General features: G+C 72.9%; 23 protein-coding genes. 4 read left to right on the forward strand and 19 right to left on the reverse strand.

The genetic code is table 11. The features are described from left to right. Nucleotides 1-5 precede the first annotated feature (5 nt). The 10 genes from OHA72_RS57800 to OHA72_RS57845 form a co-directional block, all read right to left on the reverse strand. Nucleotides 6-1,517, reverse strand: coding sequence for a class I adenylate-forming enzyme family protein (locus OHA72_RS57800; RefSeq protein ID WP_327004600.1), 1,512 nt, complete (start codon nt 1,515-1,517; stop codon nt 6-8). Continuing rightward, on the reverse strand, nt 1,517-2,011 hold the full coding sequence (locus OHA72_RS57805) for a VOC family protein (RefSeq protein WP_327004601.1): 495 nt from the start codon (nt 2,009-2,011) through the stop codon (nt 1,517-1,519). Before OHA72_RS57805 ends, OHA72_RS57800 begins: the two co-directional genes overlap by 1 nt. 9 nt (nt 2,012-2,020) lie before the next feature. Beyond that, nucleotides 2,021-2,923, reverse strand: coding sequence for an SDR family NAD(P)-dependent oxidoreductase (locus tag OHA72_RS57810; RefSeq protein WP_327004602.1), 903 nt, complete (start codon nt 2,921-2,923; stop codon nt 2,021-2,023). Nucleotides 2,924-3,027: 104 nt separating this feature from the next. Beyond that, nucleotides 3,028-4,212 (reverse strand): acetyl-CoA acetyltransferase, encoded by a 1,185-nt coding sequence (locus OHA72_RS57815; protein WP_327004603.1) that lies wholly within the window; start codon nt 4,210-4,212, stop codon nt 3,028-3,030. Beyond that, the gene (locus OHA72_RS57820) at nt 4,202-5,581 is read right to left on the reverse strand and encodes a zinc ribbon domain-containing protein (protein WP_327004604.1); all 1,380 of its coding nucleotides are present in this window, start codon (nt 5,579-5,581) and stop codon (nt 4,202-4,204) included. Before OHA72_RS57820 ends, OHA72_RS57815 begins: the two co-directional genes overlap by 11 nt. A gap of 17 nt (nt 5,582-5,598) precedes the next feature. Next, nucleotides 5,599-6,390 carry an ABC transporter ATP-binding protein gene (locus tag OHA72_RS57825; RefSeq protein WP_327004605.1) on the reverse strand — a complete coding sequence of 264 codons (792 nt, stop codon included), beginning with the start codon at nt 6,388-6,390 and terminating at the stop codon, nt 5,599-5,601. Further along, nucleotides 6,387-7,259 (reverse strand): ABC transporter permease, encoded by an 873-nt coding sequence (locus OHA72_RS57830; RefSeq protein ID WP_327004606.1) that lies wholly within the window; start codon nt 7,257-7,259, stop codon nt 6,387-6,389. The genes OHA72_RS57825 and OHA72_RS57830 overlap by 4 nt, the downstream gene beginning before the upstream one ends. A 4-nt stretch (nt 7,260-7,263) precedes the next feature. Further along, nucleotides 7,264-8,349, reverse strand: a complete 1,086-nt coding sequence (locus OHA72_RS57835; RefSeq protein ID WP_327004607.1) for an ABC transporter permease — start codon at nt 8,347-8,349, stop codon at nt 7,264-7,266. Beyond that, nucleotides 8,346-9,215, reverse strand: coding sequence for an ABC transporter ATP-binding protein (locus OHA72_RS57840; protein WP_327004608.1), 870 nt, complete (start codon nt 9,213-9,215; stop codon nt 8,346-8,348). The genes OHA72_RS57835 and OHA72_RS57840 overlap by 4 nt, the downstream gene beginning before the upstream one ends. 2 nt (nt 9,216-9,217) lie before the next feature. Further along, nucleotides 9,218-10,738, reverse strand: coding sequence for an ABC transporter substrate-binding protein (locus OHA72_RS57845; RefSeq protein ID WP_327004609.1), 1,521 nt, complete (start codon nt 10,736-10,738; stop codon nt 9,218-9,220). Nucleotides 10,739-10,936: 198 nt separating this feature from the next. Here OHA72_RS57845 and OHA72_RS57850 point away from each other — a divergent pair, with 198 nt between their 5' ends. Genes OHA72_RS57850 through OHA72_RS57860 form a run of 3 tightly spaced genes read left to right on the forward strand, consistent with a single transcriptional unit; the run spans nt 10,937 to nt 12,992 of the window. Beyond that, nucleotides 10,937-11,659, forward strand: coding sequence for an enoyl-CoA hydratase/isomerase family protein (locus OHA72_RS57850; RefSeq protein ID WP_327004610.1), 723 nt, complete (start codon nt 10,937-10,939; stop codon nt 11,657-11,659). Next, complete coding sequence (locus tag OHA72_RS57855) at nt 11,656-12,483, forward strand: VOC family protein (protein ID WP_327004611.1); 828 nt, start codon at nt 11,656-11,658, stop codon at nt 12,481-12,483. Before OHA72_RS57850 ends, OHA72_RS57855 begins: the two co-directional genes overlap by 4 nt. Further along, nucleotides 12,480-12,992: a flavin reductase family protein gene (locus OHA72_RS57860; RefSeq protein ID WP_327004612.1), complete on the forward strand. Its 513-nt coding sequence runs from the start codon at nt 12,480-12,482 to the stop codon at nt 12,990-12,992. Before OHA72_RS57855 ends, OHA72_RS57860 begins: the two co-directional genes overlap by 4 nt. 14 nt (nt 12,993-13,006) lie before the next feature. On the opposite strand, the gene OHA72_RS57865 is transcribed toward OHA72_RS57860, so the two are convergent. Then, the gene (locus OHA72_RS57865; protein WP_327004613.1) at nt 13,007-14,209 is read right to left on the reverse strand and encodes an FAD-dependent monooxygenase; all 1,203 of its coding nucleotides are present in this window, start codon (nt 14,207-14,209) and stop codon (nt 13,007-13,009) included. Between the two features lie 91 nt (nt 14,210-14,300). Between OHA72_RS57865 and OHA72_RS57870 the strand changes: the two genes are divergently transcribed. Continuing rightward, entirely contained in the window at nt 14,301-15,002 is a 702-nt protein-coding gene (locus OHA72_RS57870; protein WP_327004614.1) for a TetR/AcrR family transcriptional regulator, read from the forward strand. Here OHA72_RS57870 and OHA72_RS57875 read toward each other — a convergent pair. The 8 genes from OHA72_RS57875 to OHA72_RS57910 all read right to left on the reverse strand — a co-directional run bounded on the left by OHA72_RS57875 (nt 14,993) and on the right by OHA72_RS57910 (nt 23,021). After that, nucleotides 14,993-15,478, reverse strand: coding sequence for a MaoC family dehydratase (locus OHA72_RS57875; RefSeq protein WP_327004615.1), 486 nt, complete (start codon nt 15,476-15,478; stop codon nt 14,993-14,995). The genes OHA72_RS57870 and OHA72_RS57875 overlap by 10 nt on opposite strands. A 2-nt stretch (nt 15,479-15,480) precedes the next feature. Next, entirely contained in the window at nt 15,481-16,203 is a 723-nt protein-coding gene (locus tag OHA72_RS57880) for an enoyl-CoA hydratase/isomerase family protein (protein ID WP_327004616.1), read from the reverse strand. Beyond that, entirely contained in the window at nt 16,200-16,943 is a 744-nt protein-coding gene (locus tag OHA72_RS57885; protein WP_327004617.1) for a zinc-binding dehydrogenase, read from the reverse strand. Before OHA72_RS57885 ends, OHA72_RS57880 begins: the two co-directional genes overlap by 4 nt. Nucleotides 16,944-17,147: 204 nt before the next feature. Further along, nucleotides 17,148-17,918 (reverse strand): nitroreductase family protein, encoded by a 771-nt coding sequence (locus OHA72_RS57890; protein WP_327004618.1) that lies wholly within the window; start codon nt 17,916-17,918, stop codon nt 17,148-17,150. Continuing rightward, complete coding sequence (locus OHA72_RS57895) at nt 17,915-18,667, reverse strand: nitroreductase family protein (protein ID WP_327004619.1); 753 nt, start codon at nt 18,665-18,667, stop codon at nt 17,915-17,917. Before OHA72_RS57895 ends, OHA72_RS57890 begins: the two co-directional genes overlap by 4 nt. Nucleotides 18,668-19,019: 352 nt before the next feature. Beyond that, a complete protein-coding gene (locus tag OHA72_RS57900; RefSeq protein ID WP_327004620.1) occupies nt 19,020-19,973 on the reverse strand; it encodes a nuclear transport factor 2 family protein in 954 nt (317 codons plus the stop codon). Between the two features lie 87 nt (nt 19,974-20,060). Then, nucleotides 20,061-20,699 carry a TetR-type transcription factor C-terminal domain-containing protein gene (locus tag OHA72_RS57905; protein ID WP_327004621.1) on the reverse strand — a complete coding sequence of 213 codons (639 nt, stop codon included), beginning with the start codon at nt 20,697-20,699 and terminating at the stop codon, nt 20,061-20,063. A gap of 144 nt (nt 20,700-20,843) precedes the next feature. Continuing rightward, nucleotides 20,844-23,021, reverse strand: a complete 2,178-nt coding sequence (locus tag OHA72_RS57910; RefSeq protein ID WP_327004622.1) for an Hsp70 family protein — start codon at nt 23,019-23,021, stop codon at nt 20,844-20,846. Nucleotides 23,022-23,123 lie beyond the last annotated feature (102 nt).

The following is a 23,123-nucleotide window of genomic DNA, read 5'->3' on the forward strand; positions in this document are numbered from 1 at the left end:
ACCGCTCATGACTCGCGCAGCTCCCGCTTGAGGACCTTGCCGGAGTCGTTGCGCGGCAAGGATTCCACCACGTCGACGTACTTCGGCACCTTGAACCCGGCGAGGTTGGCTCGACAGTGGTCGCGGATGTCCTCGCCGGTGGTCGTGGCGCCGTCTCGGAGGATGACGAACGCCTTCGGCACCTCGTCCCACTGCGGGTCGGGGACGCCGATGACGGCGACCTCGGCGACGTCCGGGCACTGCGCGATGACCCGTTCGATCTCGGCGCCGGCGACGTTCTCCCCGCCGGACTTGATGAGGTCGGTGCGCCGGTCGACGAACCACAGGTAGCCGTCGGCGTCGATGCGGCCGACGTCGCCGGTGAGGAACCAGCCGTCGCGGCGGCTGCGCCGGTTGGCCTCCTCGTCGTTCCAGTACCCGGGTGAGATCTTCTCCCCGCGGATGATGATCTCGCCGTCGGTGCCGGGCGGGACCTGCCGGAAGTGCTCGTCGACGATCCTGATGTGCACGCCGGGGAACGGGGCGCCGAGCGCGCCCATCTTGCGCTCCTCGTGCGCGGCGTCCATGTAACAGACGCCGTTGCACAGTTCGGTCATCCCGAACGTGTCGATGAGCCGCACGTGCGGCAGGCGCTGCTTCACGCTGCGCCGCACGCTCGGCGCGACCCCGGCGAACAGCAGGTAGCGCAGCGCCGACAGGTCCGGCTGCTCGGGCAGGTCGAGCAGGCCGAACAGGATCTGCGCGGCCAGGACCATGCCGGTGATGCGTTCCGCGGCCGCGATCCGCGCGATGTCGTCGGCCTTGAACGTGGGGGTGAGCACCATCGTCGCGCCGGCCGTGAAGATCGCCAGGCCGGGTGCCTCGAGGCCGCTGACGTGGAACAGCGGCGCTGAGATCAGGATCCGGTCCTGCTGGGTCAGTTCCAGTTCGAGGACCTGCGCGAGGTGGTTGGCGGTGAGGTTCCCGCAGGTGTGGATGACGCCCTTCGGGTGCGCGGTGGTGCCGGACGTGTACAGCAGCCGGTGGATGTCGCCGGGCGCCTTCTCCGCGTCGGGGATCCTGATCCCCGCCGGTTGCCGGTCCAGCAGCGCGGCGAGCAGGTGCGCGCCGGGGACGGCCTTGTCCCCGTTGGCGACGGCGATCCGGATCCCTGTGGTGGCGACCAGGTCGGCGGCGGTGCCGGCGAAGTCGTCGTCGTACAGCAGGCCGGCGATCCCGGCCTGCTCGATGACGTAGGTCTGTTCGGTGGTGTGCAGCCGCCAGTTGAGCGGGACCGAGATCGCGCCGATCCGGGCGAGGGCGAGCAGTTCGATGACATAGGTGGCGGTGTTGCGGCCGAGGACCCCGACCAGGTCGGCGGCGGTGATGCCGGCGTCGAGCAGGGCCGCGGCGTGCCGGTCGACGTCGGCGTCGAGCTGCGCGTAGGTCCAGCGGCCGGCGCCGTCGACCAGGGCCTCCCGGTCCGCGCGGCGCAGCGCCTGCAGCCTGAGCGTCTCGGCGAAGTTGCTGGCGGCCATCAGCTGCCGCTTCCACTTCGGTACGCCAGGATCTCCTCCCGGCTGGGCAGCGACACGAACTCCAGCAGGTTGCCGTCGAGGTCGCGGGCCGCGAACGCGGTGATGTACCCGTAGTTCTCCAGCAGCACCCGGTTGGGCTCGCCGAGGCACTCCGCACCGAGCTCGGTCATCCGGCGGTGCAGGTCACCGATCTCGTCGATGGGCACCTCGAAGCTGAGCAGGAACGTGCCGAGCTCGAGGTGCCCGGCGGTCGCGGTCCTGGTCTTGGTGCCGCTCCACTCGATGAGTTCGAGCTGCCCGATCCTGCTCGGGCCCTGCATGTACTGGACCCGTCCGGTGGTCCCGGCGGGCAGCCCGAGCGAGACCTCGATCCCGGGCCCGCCGACGTCGGTCCGCAGGGTCTTGCGGTAGCCGAGCGCCTGTTCGTAGAAGTCGGCGGCCCGGTCCACATCGGACACCGTCATCGCCACGTGATGCACTTCGCTGACCGGCATGCGGTGAACTCACTTTCCGGAGAGAACCTTCTGGATGAGCTCGACTTCGTCGGCGCCGCTGTCGGGCACGATGAAGTCGTCGAGACGGCAGATCTCGTCGATGGATCCGAGGATGTCGTCGGGAGTGGCAGGCGAAGCACCGCCGTACCAGCCGGGGGTGACGCCGAGGAAGATCCGGCCGACGCGGCCGCCGCCGACGGTGAGGATGTGCCGGTTGAGGGTGCACTGCTCCGAGGCGAGGAACGTGCCGACGGCGGCGACGTGCCGCGGGTCGAACCGGTCGGCGAGGTCGCCGAGCAGGCCGTCGGTCATCCGGGTCGCGGCGGTCGGGGCGATCGTGTTGACCAGGATGCCGCGCCGGGCGCCCTCCAGGGACAGCACCTGCATCAGCCCGGCCAGGCCGGCCTTCGCGGCGCCGTAGTTGGACTGCCCGAAGTTGCCGAGCAGGCCGGAGGACGAGCTGGTGAGCACGATCCGGCCGTACCCCTTGCCGGCCATGATCGGCCAGGCCGGGCGCAGCACGTTGAACGCGCCGGTGAGGTGCACGTCCAGGACCGCCTGCACGTCGTCGTCGGTGAGCTTCGCCAGGGTCCGGTCGCGCAGGATGCCGGCGTTGTGGATGACGGCGTCGACCGTGCCGAACGCGTCGACCGCGCGCTGCACGAGGGCCGCCCCGCCCGCCGAGGTCGCGACGGAGTCCGTGGATGCGGTGGCGGTGCCGCCGGCCGCCCGGATCTCCTCGACGACGAGTGCGGCCGCGCCGCCGGTGCCCGTACCGTCGAGACCGCCGCCGACGTCGTTGACCACCACCGACGCACCGTGCGCGGCGAGGGACACCGCATGCGCGCGGCCGATGCCGTTGCCGGCGCCGGTGACGATCACGACCCGCCCGTCCAGCCTGACCGCGCTCATTCGCCCTCCGCTTCGCCCTCCGCTTCGCCCTCCGCTTCGCTCCGTGCGCCCGAGCTCCGAACTGTGCCCATGATGAACGGCCTCTCCGCTACGCTCCGGACCGTTCATCGCTCGCTGCCCAGGACCGCGACGAACGCGACGCAGGAACCCGGCTGGCCGCCGAGGTTCTGCGCGACGGCGAGCTTCGCGTCGGGCACCTGCCGGGCCCCGGCCTCGCCCCGCAGCTGGGTGAAGCACTCGAACATCATCCGCAGGCCGGTCGCGCCGATCGGATGGCCGAAGGACTTCAGGCCGCCGTCGGTGTTGACCGGCAGCGCCCCGCCGAGGTCATAGCGGCCGTCGAGCAGGTCCCGCCACGCCTTGCCGCGCTCGGAGAACCCGAGGTCCTCCATGAGCACCACCTCCGTCGGGGTGAAGCAGTCGTGCACCTCCGCCAGGGAGATCTGCGCGGCCGGGTCGGTGACGCCCGCCTGCTCGTACGCCTGCCGGGCCGCGGCGACCACCTCGGGGAAGGTGGTGAAGTCATAGCCGTCAGCGGCCAGGCCCGCACCGGAGCCGGCAACGAAGCTCATCCCCCGCAGATAGACGGGTCTGCTCGTGTACCGGTGGGCGTCCTCGGCCCGCACGATGATGGCCGCCGCGGCGCCGTCGGACACCCCGGAGCAGTCCATGACGCCGAGCGGACCGGCGATGCGCGGGGAGTTCTCGACGGTCTCGGCGGTGACGGCCTTGCGGAACTGGGCACGTTCGTTGAGGGCCCCGTTCGCGTGGTTCTTCATCGCGACCTTCGTCAGGGCGCTGCGCATGTCGCGGGCGTCGACGCCGTACGCCTGCTGGTACGCCGGGGCGAGCAGGGAGAAGCCGGCCGGCGCGGTCCAGTCGACGTCGGTGCCGTCGGCCGGCGGGTACACCGCGGACAGCCCGGAGTAGGAGGAGTCCTTGAGCTTCTCCACGCCGGTGGCCATGACCATGTCGTAGGCGCCGGAGGCGACCGCGAACACGGCATTGCGGAACGCCTCCGAGCCGGTCGCGCAGTAGTTCTCGACCCGGGTGACGGGCTTGCCGACCAGGCGCAGCGGCCGGGCCAGGGTCTGCCCGGACATGCCGGAGCCCTGGGTGCCGACCCAGAACGCGTCGATGTCGTCGAGGGTGACCGACGGCAGCGACCCGACGCACTCCTGCACGGCGTCGACGAGCAGGTCGTCGGCGGAGGAGTTCCAGTGGTCCCGGAACGGGGTGCAGCCCATCGCGACGATCGCGACGTCGTGGGTGGTGCGCCTACTGCCCATCCGTGGTGTCCTTCCGTGGGCGGAGTTTCCAGAAGTAGTTGTGGATCGCGTCGGTGGTCCACAGCCGCCGGAACGTCGGCGTCATCGGCATGCCGACGGTGACGTCGCCGGGCGGGATGTCCGTGGCGTAGACGCTGAGCCGTCCACCGCCGTCGACGTCGGCGATGACGACCGCGACCTCCGGCTCCGGCATGGTGGTCAGGTGGTCGCGGGTCACGGAGACCACCCGGGCGGTCCTGTCCCGCAGCGACACCTTCGCCTCGCCCGCGCCGGCGATGCCGCACGCGGCGCAGACCCGGCTCGGCGGCGTCGTGATCCGGCCGCACGCGCCGCACTGGCTGCCTTCGAGGCGGTACTTCCAGCCGGCCCGGCGGTGCATCGGTGGCGCCGCCGGCGCGGTGCCGCCGGGCGGGCCGGTCCCTGCACGTCGAGGCCCGCGCCAGCGCAGGTACCGGCCGTACCCGAGGTGCTGCCGCGCGGCCAGCTGCTCGCGCACCGGCGGCCCGGTGCGGGCTTCGCGGATCCCGTCGCCGGCCCGGAACACAAACGCGTCGGCGCCCTCGGTCGCGGACAGCAGCAGGATCGTCTGCCCCGGATCGGCGTCGTCGAGGGCCGCGGCGAGCAGCAGCCCCGGGTGGGCGGCGCCGGTGAAGCCGGTGGCCCGTTCCAGGGCGGCGTCCTGCCCGGCGCCGCGCAGGCTCTTGCGGAGCGCGGCGGCGGCCCGCGGGTTCGAGGAGGCGACCACGACGTGGTCGACGGCGTCGAGCGACGCCTCGGCGAGCGCGCGCCGGGCCGCGTCGAGACCGGCCGCGGCGAGGATCTCGGCGGTGAACCGCTCGTCCCAGACCCGGTCGTGCCGCTCGCCGGGCAGCCGCCACCGCTCCAGGATCTCGGTGGTGTGCCCGGCCCGGCCCAGCAGGACCGCGGCCCGTGCGCCGCCACCGGCGAACGCGGCAGCGGCGTCGCCCTGGCCGAGCTCGTCGGGGGCGCCGGGGCGGGTGGTGCGCACGTCGGCCGCGGCGGCGAGGGCACCGGCGCGCAGCACCAGGTCCAGGGCGGTCGCCCCGGAGCGGTGCCCGCGCAGGTCGGCGGCGCTGACGCCGGGGTCCAGGCCGAGGGCCTCGTGCACGATCCCGGCGGCCGTCTTCGCCTCGTAGGGCGCGCTCGTCGTGGCCAGCAGCAACGGCCCTGTGGAAGCGGTCAGGTGCCGCAGCGCCTCGACCGCCATCGTGACGACGTCCTCGTCGAAGCCGGCGACACCGCGGGACGGGCCGCCGGTCCTCGGCGGGCCGTCGGCGTCGAGGCGGTTGTCGGTGAGCACGTAGGCGGGCAGGTAGGCCGCGTACGCGTCGATACCCTGGTCTGGCACAAAAGGCTCCACGGGGTTCAGGTCCACGAGGGGATCGCGGCGAGCAGCCGCCGGGTGTAGTCCTGCTGAGGGCGGTCCAGCACGTCCTCGACGCCGCCCTGCTCGACCACCCGGCCGCCGCTCATCACCGCGATCCGGTCGCAGAGGTCGCTGGCCAGCATCAGGTCGTGGGTGACGAACAGCAGGCCGATGCCGAGCTCGTCGACCAGGGTGCGGAACAGTCCGACGACCTTGGTCTGGGTGGTGACGTCCAGCGCCGTGGTGCACTCGTCGGCGATCACGAGCGCCGGGCGGGTGACCACGGCCAGGCCGATCGCGACACGCTGGCGCAGCCCGCCGGACAGTTGGTGGGGATAGCTGTCCAGGACCCGGGCCGAGTCGCTGATCCGCATCTGCTCCAGGACCTCGACCGAGCGCCGCTGCACGTCGGCCCTGGTGATGCCGCGGACGTGCCGGCGCAGCACCTCGCCGAGCTGGGTGCGCACCTTCATCAGCGGATTCAGCGACCGGGACGCGTCCTGGAAGACCATGCCGACGGCGGTGCCGCGGATGCGGTCGGTGCGGTCGACGCCGTGCGCGACCACCACGTCGCCGGCGAGCTCGATGGTGCCGGACTCGACGGTGACGTTGCGTTCGAGCAGCCCGACGACGGCGCGGGCGAGCGTGGTCTTGCCGCTGCCGGACTCGCCGACGACGCCGACGATCTGGCCGCGGCCCACGTCGAGGTCGACGCCGTCGAGCAGCCGGAGGTGCCCGGCGGCGAGCCGGGCCGAGATGGACAGGCCGGACACGTGCAGCAGGCTGGTCATCGGCGCCTCTTGCGGGGGTCGTAGTGGGTGAGCAGTGCGTCGCCGAGGAGGTTGACCAGCAGTACGAGGACGGTGACCGCGAGGCCGGGGAAGAACGCGATCCACCAGGCCGTGCTCAGCTCGTCCTGGCCGGCGGCCAGCAGCGAGCCCCAGCTGTTCATCGGGGGTACCACACCCAGGCCCAGGAAACTCAGGGCGCTCTCGATGAGGATCGCGGTGCCGACCTGCAGGGTGCCGAGCGCGACGATGGTGCCGCCGAGGTTGGGCAGGATGTGCCGGAACACGATGCGCAGCTCCGACGCCCCGGCGGCGCGCAGGCCCAGCACGAACTGGCGTTCCCGGATGGCCATCGTCGCGGAGCGGGTGACCCGGGCGCAGACGGCCCAGCCGGTGAGGGCGAGGACCAGGAACAGCACCGGCAGGGAGCTGCCGCGGTTCGCGATGATCGCCAGCGCGACGAGGATGAACGGCAGGGCGAGCTGCGCGTCGATGAGGACCGAGATGACCCGGTCGACCCAGCCGCGGAAGTAGCCGGCAAGCAGGCCGAGCAGGGTGCCGGGGCCGATCGCGACGATCGCGCCGACCAGGCCGATCATGATGGTCAGCCGGCCGGCCTCGACGAACTGCGTGAGCAGGTCCTGGCCGAGCTTGTCGGTGCCGAGCGGATGCGACCAGGAGCCGCCGGAGAGGAAGCCGGGAGGCCGGCGGGTCGCGTCGAGGTCCTGACCGGCGTCGGGGAGCAGGCCGGTCAGCGGCAGGACGAACACGGCGACGGCGACCACGGCGATCGGCAGTGCCAGCCAGAAGGCCGACGTGCGGCCGCGCCGGGCCGGCGGCTGGGTCGCCACCTGGAGCTCCAGTTGGCTCACGTGGTCACCTCACCCTCGGGTCGACGATCGAGTGGATGACGTCGACGAGCAGATTCAGCAGGACGAAGACGAGGGCGCCGAACACGACGATCGCCTGGACGAGGGGGAAGTCGCGGAACTGGATGGCCTGCAGGGCGAGCTGCCCGAGGCCGGGCCAGGAGTACACGTATTCGACGGCGACCGCCCCGGACAGCAGGATGCCGGTCTGCAGCACGACGATGGTGAGGATCGGCATCATGGCGTTCTTGAACGCGTGCCGCCACACCACCCGGCGGCCGGTGATGCCGCGGGCCTTGGCGGCGTCGATGTACGGCTCCGCGAGCGCCTCGCTCATCGAGGCGCGGGTGAGCCGGGCGATCTGCGCCATCGGGTACACCGACATCGTCAACGCCGGCAGCACCAGGTGCGCGGGGGTGCCGGACTGCCCGGCCGGGAGCCAGCCGAGGTTCACGGCGAACAGCACCACCAGCATCATCCCGAACCAGAAGACCGGGACGGACTGGCCGAGCAGGGCGACGGTGGACGCGGCGCGGTCCCACCAGGTGCCCTCGCGGGTGGCGGCGAGCACGCCGAGCGGGACGCCGACGAGGATCGCGAGGGCCATGCCGGCCGCGACCAGCTGGAGTGTGAACGGCAGCCGGTCCATGATCATCGAGGTGTTCGACTGGTAGAACTGCAGCGACTGGCCGAGGTCGCCGGTGAAGACGCCCTTGAGGTAGTCGAAGTACTGGACCAGGAACGGCCGGTCGAGGCCGAGCTCGTGGCGCAGCGCCTCGCGCTGCTCGGGCGGTGCCATCGGCCCGAGGATGGTGATGGTCGGGTCGCCGGACAGCCGGCCGAGCATGAACGCCATGCTCAGCGCGATGAGCAGCGACGCCAGCAGGGCCGCGAGCCGGGCGCCGGCACGGCGCAGCGCACCGATCCGTCGTGACCGGCCGCTGCCCGCCGCGGCGACGGTCGACCGGCTCGCCACCGCTGTTGTCTCCGCTGCTGTCCCCACCGCTGTTGTCTCCGCCGCCGCTGTCGCCGGCGGCGCCGGGTCGTGCGTCGCCGGGGTGTCCTTCGCCGGCGGAACCGGGCTGGTTTTCACTGCCGTGACCTCCATCGCGCTCCTGGCATCGCGGCGAGCAGCTCGCGGGTGTAGTCGTTCCCGGGCCGGGCGAAGACGGTCTCGCAGGGCCCGGACTCCACGACCCGGCCGTGGTACATGACGTGCACGACGTCGCAGAGCGAGCGGACCACCGCCAGGTCGTGGCTGATCATGAGCAGGGCCGCGCCGGTGGTCGCGCGGATCTCCTTGAGCAGGGCCAGCACGTCGGCCTGCACGGAGACGTCGAGGCCGGAGGTCGGCTCGTCGGCGACGATGAGCCTGGGCCGCATCAGCAGCGCCCGGGCGATGCAGACCCGTTGCGCCTGGCCGCCGGAGAGCTGGTGCGGGTAGCGCTCGAGGATCGACGGCTCGAGCCGGACCCGCTCGAGCAGGTCGGTGTCCTCGATCCACGAGGTGCGCTCCGGCTGCAGCGCGCGCAGCTCCCGCAGCCCGGACCGCACGGACTGCCGGGGATCGAGCGAGCCGTGCGGGTCCTGGAAGACCACCTGCGCCTCGGGCCGCAGCCGGCGCAGCTGCTTGCGACCGACCGCCGACAGCGAGTGCCCGAGCAGCCGGATGTCGCCGGCGCCGCGGGGGCCCAGCCCGGTCGCGGCCATCGCGAGGGTGGTCTTGCCCGAGCCCGACTCGCCGACGACCGCGACGCTCTCGCCGGCGCCGATGCGCAGCGACACGTGGTCGACGGCCCGGAACACCTCGCCGGTGCGCCGGTTGCGGTGCTCGACGACCAGGTCGTCGACCTCGAGCACCGGCGGGTCCTGAACCGGGGCACGGTCCGGGGTGCGGTCCACGGCGCGGGGGTGCCGGGCGTCGCCGCCCGGCATCCCCTTCTGCACGACGTCGGACATTGTCAGCGGGTCGTCTGGGTGAAGTCGACGGTGTTCAGCGGGCCGAACACCACACCCTTGACGCCGACGGCGGTCGCGTAGCTGAAGACCTGCCGGTACAGCGGCACGTAGCAGTGCTTGTCGACCACGCCGATCGTGTTGAGCTGCTCGTAGATCGGGGCGGCCGCCGCGGCGTCGGACTGCTCCAGTGCCTTCTGGGCCAGGTCGTCAATCTGCGGGTCCGGGCAGTTGCCGGTGATCGACTTGGCCTTCATGAAGCCGCTGGCGAAGAAGTCCGGGACGGCGACGTTGGGAACACCGGCGAAGATCGCGATGCCGGGGACCTGACGGCCGACCACCCGCTTGACCAGCGTGCCGTAGTCGATCGGCACGTAGGTGACCTTGAAGCCGGCCTTCTCGAGGGCACCGCCGACGGCCTGCGAGACCTCTTCGATGTTGGTGTACTGCGCCGCCGGGTAGTGGATCTGCACCGCCGGGGCGGCCGCGCCGACGAGTTCCTTGGCCTTGGCCGGGTCGGCGGACACGCTCTGCGCGGGCTTCTGGCCGGGGCTGACGTTGAGCAGGCCGGCGTCGGCGACGGCCTGGCCGTCGAAGATGCCCTTGACGATCGCGTCCCGGTCGATGGCCAGGGCCGCCGCCTCACGCAGCTTCGGGTCGTCGAACGGCGCCTTCGTCGAGTCGAGGAACGCGATGATCTTGATGGCGGTCTCGGTGCTCGTCACCGCGATGCCGGCCTTCTTGGCCGTGGCGGCCTGGGCAGGGGGCAGGTCGAAGGAGACGTCCACGCTCTTACTCTGGATCAGTGCGAGCCGCTGTGCGGCCTCGTTCGCCCAGGTGAACGTGATGCCCTCGTTGATCGCCTTCTTCGAACCCCAGTAGGACGGGTTCTTCTTGACCGACATGTCGCGACCGGCGTTGGAGCCGGCCCACACGTAGGGCCCGGTGCCCACGGGGGCGGCGGCGAAGCCCGCCGAGCCCTTCTCCGCGTAGTACTTCGGCGGCACCAGGTAGACCGTGGTGAGCAGGTCGGCGAAGTTGTACTGGGAGGTCTTGGTCTTCACCACGACGGTGGTGGCGTCGGGCGCCTCGATCCCGACCACGTTGGTGAAATACGACTTCAGCTGCGACGCCGCGGCGTCCCTGGTGAGCGTGAGGGTGTTGGCGACGGCGGCGGCGTCGGCCTTCTCGCCGTTGCTGAAGCTGATGTCGGGCCGCACCTTGAACGTCCAGGTGGTCGCGTCGGTGCGGGTCCAGCTCGTGATGAGGCCGGCGTCGGTGGGCTTGAGGGAGGAGTCGGTGGTGATCAGGGGCTCGATCATGGTGGCCCAGACGATCTGGGCGGAGCGCGCGCCGACGATCGGGTCGAGGGTCGCGGGCTGGGCCGCCAGCAGCGCCCGGACGGTGAACGGGCCGGCCGACTGGGCGGTGCCGGGCTCCGAGCCGCCACAGGCGGTGAGACCGGCGCTCGCGAGGGCAAGGGTGGCGACCAGCGCCAATGGCCGCCGGGATCGCAAGGAGTTCATGAGCATGTATGGACGTCCTTCACAACGATGGACCCGTCATGTCGCCGCGAGCCGCGGCCGTGACGCTCGCCACAAAGTACCGACCAGCCGGTATCAAGTCAACAGGTCGAACGGGTGTCGCGTCCGTGACGACCGTGTGACATACCCCTACCTGCCTGCGTCGTTGTCTTCATACCGACTGGTATGTATGATCCGCCCGTGGCTCTCAACCTGACCCGCGAACACGACGGTCGCGTCGTGCGCGTCCGCTACGACAACGCGGCCCGCGGCAACTGCTTCGACGACGACGCGCTGCACGGACTCGTCGCCGCGATGGAGACCGCCGCCGCGGACGACACCTGCGCGGTGATCCGGCTCGACATGGCCGGCCGGCATTTCTGCGGCGGCTGGGACACCACGTCGTTCGCCGCCCTCGCCGGCACCACCCAGGAGGCGGTCGCGGCCGGGCTGCGCGACAGCGACGCCGCGCTGCACCGCATCCGGCAGCTGCCGGTGCCCGTCGTCAGCGCCGTGCGCGGGCAGGTCATCGGGTTCGGCGCCGGGCTGCTCAGCGCCGTCCACCTGCCGGTGGCCGCCGCCGACGCCCGCCTGTCGCTCCCGGAGGCCCGCTTCGGCTTCGCGCCCGCCGGCGTCGGCTACACGATCGCCCGGGCGCTGCCCCGGCCGCACGCCTACGCGCTGCTGACCGGCGCGAGCACCGCGACCGCCGCCCAGCTGCTCGGCTGGGGCCTGGTCGCCCGGGTCGTCCCCGCCGACGACCTGGACGCCGAGGTCGACGCCCTCGTCGAGGCCCTGGCAGCGGTGCCGCCGCGCACCCTGCGCGCGGTCGTCGAGGTCGTCGAGTCGAGCCTGGCCACCGGCACCCCGGAACACGCCTACGACGTCTCGGCCCGCACGATCGTCGCGAGCGTGACGGCATGACGGAGGCGTTCCAGGCCGGCGAGGCGGTATGGGTGGAGCTGTGCACCATCGACCCGCAGCAGGCCGAGGAGTTCTACACCGCGCTGCTCGGCTGGACCGTGCGGCACGAGCAGCTCGGCGCGACCACGTACCGGATGTGCAGCGTCGACGGTCACGACGTCGCCGGCATCTCCGACGCCGCGGGCCTGCACGGCGGGCGGCCCCGCGGCTGGATCGCCTACTTCGCCGTCGACGACGTCACCCGGTCCGCCGAGCAGGCGGTCACCCTCGGCGGGGAACTCGTCACCCAGCCCCGCTACCTGCCGGCGGCCGGCACCGGCGCCGTCGTCATCGACCCGTTCGGCGCGGCGTTCGGCCTGTACCAGGGTGAGTCCCGGGCGGGGGTGCAGACGCTCAACACGGTCGGCGCGCTGTGCTGGAACGAGCTGGACACCGGCGAACCGCAACGGTCGGTGGCCTACTACCAGGACCTGTTCGGCTACACCACCCAGCAGCGCGACGACTCGCCGACCGCCCACCCGTACACCGTCCTCATGCTCGCCGACGTCCCGGTCGCCGGGGTCCTGGAGCTGGACAACGAGTGGCCCAACATCATCCCGTCCAAGTGGATCACGTACTTCAACGTCGGGTCACTCGACGAAGCACTGACGCGGGTGTCCGACCTGGGCGGCATGCCGACCGTCGGCCCCGTCGACAGCCCGCACGGGCGGCTCCACCTGGTGAAGGACCCCGGTGGGCACACCCTGTGCCTGGTGCAGCTCGAAGGCGGCCTGCGCCCTTCCCGTGCCGTCTGCGACCTCTCCGACCCGGCGGTGGACCGATGATGACCGAGCCCCTGTTCGACTCCGGCGAGTTCCGCCAGGTGTGCGGGCACTTCCCCACCGGGGTGACCGCCGTGACCGCGACGGCGCCCGGCGGTGCCGTGGCCGCGCTGACCGTCAACTCGTTCACGTCGGTGTCGCTGTCCCCGGCCAAGGTGCTGTTCTGCGTCGCGACGTCGTCGTCGAGCTTCAAGGTGCTCGTCGCGGCGGACCGGATCGCGATCCACATCCTCGGCCAGGACCAGGAGGACATCGCCCGCCGCTTCGCGACCTCAGGGCTGTCCGGCGCGGAGAAGCTCAGTGGGGTGCCGTGGGCGCCAGGTCCGGATGGGGTACCGCTGCTGCCCGGCACCCCGGCCATCCTCGCCGGCGTGCGCGACGACGTGATCACCAGCGGCGATCACGTGATCGTGCTGCTCGACGTCGACCACGTGCACCTGAAGCCGACGAAGGTCCCGGCCCTGTCGTTCTACCGCGGCCGCTTCGTCGCCCCGACCGGCCCCACGGAGTAGCTGCATCCGCGCCGTTACTGCGGCAGCCCGCGCCGCACCGGCGGCAGCGACGCGTAGTCGGGCAGGTCCAGGTCGGTTGCCCGGTCGTCGGCCAGCTTCAGTTGCAGGGCCATCAGGGCGGGCCGGTTGAGCAGCCAGTTGCGCGTCCTGGCCGCCCATGCCCGCCGGGGCGCGAGGAAGCGGCCGGTGGTGTCGCCGCCCTTCTGGGTGCGCCGGGCGTAGTCGCGCAGCAGCCGCTCGTAGCGCGGGAACGCCACCGTGTGGTCGCCGCCGGCCGCGACCAGTTCGCCGGCCAGGGCGTACGCGGCGACGAGACCCGTCCCGGTGCCCATCCCGCCGATGGTGGCACCGCACGCCGCGTCACCGACGAGCGCGACCCGCCCGCGCGACCACGGGGTGATGTCGACCCGGCAGATCGCGTCGAAGTACAGGTCGGGGGCGTCGTCCAGCGCGGCGAGGAGCCGCGGCACGTGCCAGCCGACGCCGGCGAACCGCTCACGGAGGATCGCCTTCTGCGCCTCGGCGTCGCGCCGGTCGAAGTCCAGCCGGGGGGACGCGAACGCCACGAACGCGCCGGCCCGCGCCGGGTCGCGGTGGTCGCCGCCGACGCTCGCCATGCGCCCCGGCACGTTGTACAGCAGCGACGTGCGGTCCTGCAGGCCGAGATCGTTCGGCACGCTCCAGGTGGCGACGTGGTAGCCGAGGTGGCGCACATACCGCGACTCGGGGCCGAACACGAGCCGTCGCACCCCCGAGTGCACCCCGTCGGCGCCGACCACCAGGTCGAACCGGCCGCGGGTGCCGCCGGTGAACGTCACGTCCACCCCGTCGGCCGTCTCGTCGAGCGCGGTGATGCTGTCGCCGAAGCGGAACTCGGCGGTCGCGCGGCCGTGCTCGTACAGGACCCGGGCGAGGTCGCCGCGCAGCACCTCGATGTCGCCGCCGGCGAAGTCCGCGGGCAGCTCCATCAGGCGCCGGCTGTGCTCATCGACGAAGCGCATCGCCGTGCCGCCCGTCCGCACCCGCTCCAGGTCGGCCAGGATGCCCATCCGCTCCAGGATCGAGCGGTGCAGCGGGCCGCGGAAGTCGACCGCGTTGCCGCCGGTGCGCAGCGTCGGGGCGAGCTCCACGACGGTGGTGTCGAAGCCGGCGCGGCCGAGCCAGTGGGCGAGCACGAAGCCGGCGACACCGGCGCCGGAGATCAGGACGGTAGGCATCGAACAGGTCCCCCCAGTAATTGTGTCCTGCGGACACGGTTCTTTCTGTGTACGGTAGACGCAGTTTCCGGACCGGGCAAGGGTGACCACGATGTCGAGCGATTTCCTCTGGACGGACCGGCCGCAGCCGACCCGCGGGCCGAAGCCGGCGCTGACCCCGCAGCGGGTCGCCGACACCGGCATCGCGCTCGCCGTCGCCGAAGGGCTCGGCGCCCTGTCCATGCAGCGGATCGCCGCCGAGCTCGGCTTCACGAAGATGTCGCTGTACCGCTACGTGCCCGGCAAGGCCGAACTCGTCGCGCTCATGGTCGAGCGGGCGATCGGCGCGCCGCCGGCGGTCGCGCCGGCCGACTGGCGGGCCGGGCTCGGCGCCTGGGCGTCAGGCATGCTGGACCGTTTCCTTGCGCACCCGTGGGCGCTGGAGGCGACGCTCGGGCCGCGCCCGATCGGCCCCAACGAGCTGGCCTGGATGGAGGCGGCGGTGTCGGTGCTCGTCGGCACCGGACTGACCGGAGCCGAGCGCTTCGACACCGTCGCGGTGATCGCCGGACACGTGCGGATGATCGCCCAGCAGGCGGCGGTCGCACGCCCCGGAGAGGCCGAGCTGCTCGACGCGATCGGCGCCGTCATCGGCCGGCACGCCGATCGGTTCCCGGCCCTCGCCGCGACGCTCGCCGACTCGGCCGAGGGGCGCGACCAGGCGTTCACGTTCGGCCTCGACCGCATCCTCGACGGCGTCGGCCTGCTCATCGCCCGCCGGGGCGGTGCCCCGGCGGCGGCCGGTCAGCTGTAGTAGCGGAACAGGATCTCCGCGGCGCAGCACGTCTCGCCACTGGCGGCGAACTCCACCACGACCGACGCCTTGGCCTGCACCCCGCCGGGGCGGCCGTGCTCGGCCTCGATCGGCTTCGCCGACAGCAGCGTCGCGGTGCCCTGGATCTGCACCCCCGGCGGCAGCGGCTTGACGAACCGGACCCGGTCCAGGCCGTAGTTGACCCCCATCGAGTAGGTCTGCACCTCCAGGATGTCGGCGAGCAGGCGCGGTACCAGCGACAGCGTCAGGAAGCCGTGCACGATCGTCGTGCCGAACGGCCCCGACCGGGCCCGCTCGACGTCGACGTGGATCCACTGGTGGTCCTCGGTGACGTCGGCGAACAGATTCACCTGCTCCTGGGTCACCACCTGTGGTTCGCTGGCGCCGAGTTCCCGGCCGGTGAGGCCGAGCAGGTCGTCGGGGGCGGGCACGGTGGTGCGCTGGACGGGTCGCATGATCACTCCGGTTCGGTGGCCTGGCTGGCGAGGTGTTCGCCGAGGGTGTCCCATTCGCGGTCCCACGCCTGCGCGCCGATGACCGGCCGGGCGACCCGCAGCATGCGCCGCACCGCCGCCTCGTCGAGGGCCGCGATCCGCTCGGCGAGGGCGTCGACGTGCCGGTCGAGATCCGCGGCGGGGACGGCCTCGCTGACGAGTCCCCGCCGCGCGGCCTCCTCGCCGGTCCAGGTCTCGCCGGCGATGAGCAGCCGCCGGGCGAGCGCCGGCCCGACGGCGTGCGGCAGTAGGACGCTGGAGCCCCAGCCGGGGACCTGGCCGACCGCGATGTGCCGGTCGCCGATCCGGGCGGTGTCCGCGGCGACCGCGATGTCACAGGCGAGCAGGAGTTCCAGGCCGCCGCCGAAGGCCGCACCGTTGACGGCGGCGATCGTCGGTACACCGGCCGCCATGACCGCACGGACCAGGCCGCGGCCCCGGTCGAGGAACGACCGCAACGCGGGCAGGTCACCGAGCAGGGCCGTGGCCTCGGTGAGGTCGGCGCCGGCGCAGAAGCTGCGGCCGGTGCCGGTGAGCACGAGCACCCGCACGCCGGGATCGGTCGCGGCGGCGAGCCACTCCTCGAGGCGGCCCATCACCTCGGAGCCGCACGCGTTGCCGGCGCCGGGCCGGTCGATCCGGGCCCAGAGCGCGGGCCCGCGGCGAACCAGCGCGACCTGGGTCATGCCACACGCACGCAGAGTTTGCCGAAGGCGTCACCGGCGAGCATCCGGCCGGCCTGGGTACGGATGTCGGCGAGATCGACGGTGCTGTCGACGGCGGGCCGCAGCCGGTGCTCGGTGACGAACCCGACCAGCGCCCGGAACTCCGCGAGGGACCCCATCGTCGACCCGCGGACCGTGATCTCGCGGGCGAACAGCCGCGCCAGGTCGAGGCTCGCCGTGAAGCCGCTGGTGCCGCCGCAGACCACGATCGTCCCGCCGATGCGGGTGGACCGGGTCGAGTGCTCGAACGTCGCGCTGCCGACGGTCTCGATGACCACGTCGGCGGGCTCCGGGGTCCGTGCGCCGGTGTCGAGGGCCGCGGCGGCGCCGAGGGCCAGGGCCCGTTCCCGTTTCCCGGCCGACCGGGAGGTGACGATGACGGTGGCACCGGCCGCGACGGCGAGGCTCACCGCGGCGGTCGCCACTCCCCCGCCGGCGCCCTGCACCAGCACCACCTGCCCGGGGACGAGGCCGGCCTTCGTGAACAGCATCCGGTAGGCGGTCAGCCACGCGGTCGGCAGGCTCGCCGCCTCCGCCCAGTCCAGGTGCGCCGGTCTGGCCACGACGTGCCCGGCCGGGACGGCGATGTGCTCGGCGAGCACGCCGTGGCCGGCGTCGGGCAGCAGGGTCGCGTGCGCGACGGCCCGGCCGCCGGGCGCGGGCAGCACCGGGTAGACGACCACGTCCCTGCCGCCGGCCACCCCGGCGGCGGCTGCCCAGCACGTGCGGGCCGGCGTGCGGCCGCCGGGTGACGCCGCGCAGCGTCCACAGGTCGTGCATGTTGAGTGCGCCGGCCCGCACGTCGACACGGACCCAGCCGTCGGGGACGGCGGGGACATCGAGGTCGCCGACCCGGATGGCGGCGACCGGGTCGGCCTCGGACGGCTCGGCGACGAACGCGGCCCTCACGCGGACCCAGCCCGCTCCCCGGGGCCGACCGGGTCTGCGGCGGACGGCTCGGCGGCGGCGGGCGCGGACCCGGCCCGCTCGGTGGCGCCGTTCCAGAACGTCACCTCGGCGAGGTCGGCGCGGGCGGCGGGCCGGAAGTCGAGGCCCTTGGTGTAGGCGACCGGCAGCAGCGTGATCGGCCGCCAGTCCTCGGGCAGCCCGAGCACCTCCTGCACCTGTCGCGCCTTGTGCGCCAGCGCGGTCGCCATCACCGAGCCGAGGCCGCGGGAGCGCAGCGCCAGCTGGAACGACCAGGCGAACGGGAAGATCGAGCCGTAGTAGCCCGACGCGGTGCCGCCGACGGGGCGCTGCGGGACCGGTTTGGTGCTGCACAGCACGACCAGGACCGGCACCTCCTCGAGGTGGTCGACCAGGTACTTGACCGCGGCGAGGATCCTGGCCTGCCGGGCCTGCGACACCGGGTCGGGCCGCACCGACGGCGACAGCCGGGTGGTCGTCGCCGCCTCACCGCCGGCCAGGGGCCCTTCGACGGTCTGGTGCCAGACCTCGGTGTACAGCGCACCGATGCGGCGTTTCAGCGCCGGGTCGTCGACCGCGACGACCCGCCAGTCCTCGAGGTTGGAGCCCATCGGCGCCTGCTGAGCCAGGCGCAGGCAGTGCTCGACGACGGCACGGTCGACGGGCCGGGTGAAGTCCATACGGTGGCGCACCGCGCGGGTCGTGGTCAGGACCTCGTCGATGTCGGTGATCACTGCCGGGACGTTCATACGGTGTCCTCTCCCGTCAGGCGGTCGACGGATTTGTCCTCGTACGGCAGCGGGTCGCCCCACCGGTCGAGGAAGGCGACGCTGCTGACCGGCTTGCGGGCGGCCACCTTGAAGTCGGTGCCCTGGGTGTAGGCCACCGGGAGCATCGTGATCTGCACGGCGTCCTCGGGGATGCCCAGCAGCGCGGCCGCGGCGGCGGCGTGATGCAGGTGCAGGGTGGTGATGACGGTGCCGAGCCCGCGGGCCCGCAGCGCGAGGTTGAACTGCCAGATCGCCGGATACAGCGACCCGTAGACGGCCGAGTGCGTGCCGGGGCCTCCCTTGGCCGGGTTGGGCCGGGTCGCGCACGGGATGACGAGGAACGGCGCCCGGCCGAGGTGGTGTGCGAGGTGCTCGGCGCCGCTGAGGATCCGCGCGGTCCGGGCACTGACGGCGCCGTGCTCGTCGACCCCGCCGAGGCGCCCCCGCACGATCCCGCTCTCGGCACCCTCGGCGCTGTGCAGCGGCTTGTGCACGTACTCCAGGTAGGCGTCCAGGTACAGCCGGGCCAGCTCGGCCTTGCGCGCCGGGTCGCCGACCACGACCCAGCGCCAGTCCTCCGCGGCGCCACCGGTCGGCGCCTGCAACGCCAGCTGCAGGCACTCGCCGATCACGCCGAGCGGCACCGGGCGGTCGTAGTCCAGCCGCAGCCGCACCGACCTGGTCGTGGTGAGGACGTGGTTGAGGTCCGTGAACGGCAGCCCGGTCATGCCGCCACCTCCGCTGCGCTCCGGCGTCGGCCTGACCCCAAGACTGCACCCATGATGACCAGCTCCTCGCTCCGCTGCGGGCCGGTCACGCCGCCACCTCCGCTGCGCTCCGGCGTCGGCCTGACCCAAAGGCTGCACCCATGATGACCAGCTCCTCGCTCCGCTGCGGGCCGGTCACGCCGCCACCTCCGCTGCGCTCCGGCGTCGGCCTGACCCAAAGGCCGCACCCATGATGACCAGCTCCTCGCTCCGCTGCGGGCCGGTCACGCCGCCACCTCCGCTGCGCTCCGGCGTCGGCCTGACCCAAAGGCCGCACCCATGATGACCAGCTCCTCGCTCCGCTGCGGGCCGGTCATGCGTCATAACCCATCAGGTCGGCGATGTGCAGCGTGTCGCAGTACTCGCGGACCTGTGCGATGCCGTCCGGTCGCACGTCGACGACCCAGAGGTAGCGGTTCTGGTACCGCAGGCCGCCGCCGAGGGTCGCGTCGCCGCTCGCCTCGATCGCGACGAGGGTGTCGTCGGCGACCCACCGGTGCGGGGTGACCGCGACGGCCGCGGACGCGTAGGCACCGGAGGCGATCCTGGCCCGCATCGCGGCGAGCTTGTCGGCCATGGCGACGACGCCGTGGAAGGGGCCGTTGGCGGCGATGTCGCCGGTACGGTGCAGCCGCCCGCGCGCACGGTCCCGGCCGGAGTCCGTCCACCAGGTGGCCCCGTCGGCGAAGAGTGCGCCGAACGCGTCGATGTCCCCGTGCTCCAGGGCGGGCCACAACGCGAGCGCCTGCCGCTCCTGCGGGCTCGACGGCCGTTGCCCGGCGGGTCCGGGCACGTGGTCCAAGGCGGTGCGGGGCACCGGGGCGGCGCCGCCGACGACGTGCTGGGCGTGGATGGTGTCGAGGTACTCGCGCACCGACACGATCGCCCCGGCCTCGTCGACGTCGAACACGAAGGCGTAGCGGTTGGCGTACTCCAGCCCCGAGGCGTGCACGCCGTGGCCTTCGACCTCGATGACGCACACGCCGGTGCCGGCGATCACCCGGCGCGGGACCTGCCGGCAGCCGGTCGGGAACGCCGCCGGCCCGAGCGACCGCATCAGGGCGAGCTTGTCGTCCATGCGCATCAGCCCGTGCAGCGGGAACCGTCCGCTGCCGCCGGGCGACACCGCCGGGTCGCCGCCGCGCCGGTCCGGCCCGCTGTCGACCCACCAGGTCGCGCCGGGCGCACACAGCCGGGCGAGCCCGCCGAGGCTGCCCCGGTCCAGCGCCGTGACGAAGTCCATGCCTGCCCGAACCGCTCGTGTCATGCACCCCTCCGTCATACCGACTGGTAGGTATCTACCACACCGAGTGCGGCACACTCAAGGGTTCGCCCCGCTCATGCCTCTTGCCGGTCAGGCGTACAGGCCCTCCAGGACCATGGCGCTGAACTGGCGGGCCACCTCGTCGACACTGAGCGGGCCGCTGAGGTTGAGCCACTGGTACGCCCACGCGCACATGCCGACGAGCCCGAAGGTGGCGATCCGGGCATCGACGTCCGCGCGGAACACGCCCCGGGTCACCCCGTCCTGAACCATCCCGGCGAACGCGGCCTCGACCAGGTCCCGCTTGCGGGTCACCTCGGCGAACAGCTCACCCGTGAGGTACCGCCGCTCCTGATAGAAGATCGTCACGTGCGCCCGGTACTCGGCCACGCTGGTCAGGCTGAACCGGATCAGCTCGGCCACCCGCACCTTCGGGTCGTCGCTGGCGGCCTCGATCTGCTGGATCGCGGTGAGCTGGGCCTCCAGGTACTCCTCCTGGATGTGCCGCAACAGGTCGTCCTTGCTCTCGAAGTGGTGGTAGAACGCACCCTTCGTGAGCTGCGCCTGGTCCGCGATCTCCTGCACCGACGTCCGGTCGAAGCCGCGCTTCTCGAACAGGCTCAGCGCGCTCGTGACCAGCGACCTGCGGGTGTTCTCCGGGTCGTATCCGTCGACCCACCGCTGCCGGCGGCGGGTCGACTCCGGCCGGGCGGACGTCGCACGAGCCATCTACAGCCTCCTGAATCACTGCGGAGCCTCCCAGCCTACCGTCCGGTCGGAAGGTTTACTGCGGAACCCCTTGGACTTTCGTTCGGACACGTTACGGCGTCACGCCGCAGTTCGCGGCCCCGGCGACGTTCGCAGCCGTCGATGCTACGCGGTCACGTCCAGGGTTGCCTTCGCGGAGCGCTTGCTCTTGGCGCCGGTGAGCTCGACGGTGGCAGTGCCCTTCTTCAGGGTCCCGGTCGGCATGCTCCACTCCACCGCGCCGGTGGCGGTGGCGGTCCTGACGATCTTCTGGGTGCCGTTGACCTTGATGGCCACCTGCTCGGCCTTGTCGAAGCCGGTGCCGGTCACCGTGACCGAGGTGCCGGCCTTGACGGAGTCGGGGACGAGCTTGACCGACGTGGTGGCGGCGGCGGTGGAGCTGCCCGACTTCGCGGGGCTCGCCTTGGTGGACGTGGAGACCGCGACGGTCGGCGTGGCGGACGGGCTGCCGGTCCACTCGCTGATCTTGTCACGGCCGGCGCTGAGCAGGCCGCGACCCCACGGCGTCAGGGCGAGGACGATGACGACGGGCACGGCGATGAGGCGCAGCCGCCAGAACATGCGGGAGATCGAGAACCCCGAGCCGCCGCGGCGGGCGCGGGCCGGCGGCTCCTCGGGCGGTGCCGGAGGCTCGTCGCGGGTCCGGCGGTCGGGTTCGTCGCGGGCGTACTGCGGCATGAGGTCTTCGTCGCCGTAGATGGCGACGTTGCCCTGCATCGTCACCCCTGGGCCGATGATGACCGACGGCCGTTGCGGGCGTTGCTGCGGTACGACCGGCTGCTGCTGCGGCGCGTAACCCTGCTGCGGTGCGTAACCGTCCTGCGGCGCGTACCCGGCCGGTGGCGGGTACGCGGCCGGTGGCGGGTACCCGGCCGGCGCCCCCTGATACGCCGCCGGCGCCTGATACGCGGCCGGCGGCGCCGAGGCCTGATACACGGGCGGCGCCGACGCCTGGTATGCGGGCAGCGCCGAGGCCTGGTACGCGGCGGGAGGAGCCGAGGCCTGATACGCCGCCGGCGGCGCGGACGCCTGGAACGTCGACGACGCGGGCGCCTGGAACCCGACCGGCGCCGTCTGATACGCCGCGGGCGGAGCCGACGCCTGATACGCGGCCGGCGGCGCCGAGGTCTGATACGCCGCGGGCAGCGCCGACGTCGGATACCCGCCCGCCGGGGTGACCGGCGCGCCATGGCCCGTGCCCGCGGTCTGCGTGTTGCCCAGCAGCAGCGCCCCGTAGGCGACCGGCAGCTCCGGCTGCTCCGGCACCACCGGTGCCAGCCCGAACCGGGCGTGCAGGCGGCTCGCCACCAGCGGCAGCCGGCTCGACCCGCCCACGAGCAGGATCGCGTCGAGCTGCGACGCCGGTACACCGGAGCGCTGCAGCACACGGCGCGTCTCGTCGACCGCGCGGTCCACGAGCGGGCCCGCGACCCGGTCCAGCTCCTCGCGCGTCAGGTGGGTGGCCTGGTCGACGCCCGGCACGTGCACCGGCGCGGTGGCGGACCTGGACAGCATCTCCTTCGCCGCGCGTACCTCGGACCAGAAGTTCATCCGGTCGCGGAAGTCCGCCGGGGTCTGCGGGTGCTGCAGCCGGCGCCACAGCTCGCCGTCGTGCGCGGCGACCTGCTGGCCGAGGTGCCCGACGAGCGCGGCGTCGATGTCGGTGCCGCCCAGGTCGTCGAGGCCGCCGGTGGCCAGGACCCGCAGCCCGCCGTCGGGCAGGGCCTGGGCGACCGTGACGTCGAGGGTGCCGCCGCCGAAGTCGAAGACGGCGACGCTGCGGCCGGGGGCGATCCGCGAGCCGAGGACCCGCATGCAGTACGTGGCGGCGGCGACCGGCTCGTCCAGCAGCGTGACCCTGCCGAGCCCGGCAACCCCGGCGGCCTCGGACAGGACGGCCCGGCGGCGCGGGCCCCAGTCGGCGGGGCAGGTGAGCACGGTGGTGCCGCCGGCCAGGACGCCGGTCTGCGCGGCCTCGGCGGCGACGCGGCGCAGGATCGCGGCGAGCAGCTCGACGACCGGCACCTCGCGGTCGCCGAGGAGGATCAGCCCCTCGTCGATGTGCCCCTTGGGGTTCGGCTCGTAGCGGGCCGCGTCGGTCGCCATGTGCCGCTCGGCGTCGCGCCCGACGAACACGGTCCCGAAGGCGTCGGCGAACACTGCGGACGGCAGCAGCGGGTTGCCGTCGAACAGCAGCGGGCGGGGCGTGCCGTCGCCCCGGTCGACGACGGCCACCGTGTTGGAGGTGCCGAGGTCGACGGCGAACCGGACCTGACCCTGCACGAACAACCCCCCAGCCGCGGGACCCGGACGCCGAATGGTACGCCACCACGCACCGTACTCAGTACGCAACTGAGTACGAACGCCGATGCCCCGGCGGGCGGC

It is taken from the genome of Dactylosporangium sp. NBC_01737 (assembly GCF_035963215.1).
Classification (GTDB): Bacteria; Actinomycetota; Actinomycetes; order Mycobacteriales; family Micromonosporaceae; genus Dactylosporangium.